General features: G+C 33.9%; 1 protein-coding gene. It reads left to right on the forward strand.

All coding sequences use genetic code 11. The features are described from left to right. The coding region (locus B5F08_RS13060; protein ID WP_204245212.1) for a putative Ig domain-containing protein at window positions 1–450 on the forward strand (450 nt) is incomplete at its 5' end. Between the last annotated feature and the right edge of the window lie 300 nt (window positions 451–750).

The following is a 750-nucleotide window of genomic DNA, read 5'->3' on the forward strand; positions in this document are numbered from 1 at the left end:
GGTACAGTTAAATATGCACCGACTATCACCACAGAAAGTCTTGTTAACGGCGATGTGTTGACATCCTATGAACAGCAGCTTAACGCAGACGGTGACCCAACCATTACATGGAGTATTACAGAGGGTTCATTACCTGAGGGATTAAGCCTTGATGAAAACACAGGAATAATTTCAGGAAAACCTTCCGCAGGCGGAAAATACACCTTTACGGTAACTGCAACCAACAGCATTGACAGCTACAGCAAAGAGTTCTCCATAGTAATTTATGGATTGGGTGATATAAATATGGACGGTATATTAAGTATTTCCGATGCTACCACTATACAGAGCTATATTGCAGCAAATCCAATTGATGGAACATTTAACGAAAGCTTTGCTGATGCAAATCAGGATGGAAAAATTTCAATATACGATGTATCATTGATTCAGACAATTATTGCAAATAAATAATCTCAATAAATTATCCGCAAACAGCGGATAATGAGAATCTTTATTATGAACAACAACAGCAGTCCGATGAAAGTCGGGCTGCTGTTTGTTTATAAAGCGCTATTAGTTTTGCATAGTATTTTATATTATATAAAAATTATATAAATTAGACTTATTTTAAGTGAAATTATGTAATAAATACCAAATATCAGCCGTGAACCTTACAATTTTGTAAGGTTCACGGTTTTGCTGTTTTTTTATGATATAATCACTATAAGGTCAGTAAAGTTATAAATAAGGAAAAATTATTATATCCTTTAT

Source organism: Anaeromassilibacillus sp. An172 (genome assembly GCF_002160515.1).
Taxonomy (GTDB): domain Bacteria; phylum Bacillota; class Clostridia; order Oscillospirales; family Acutalibacteraceae; genus Limousia; species Limousia pullorum.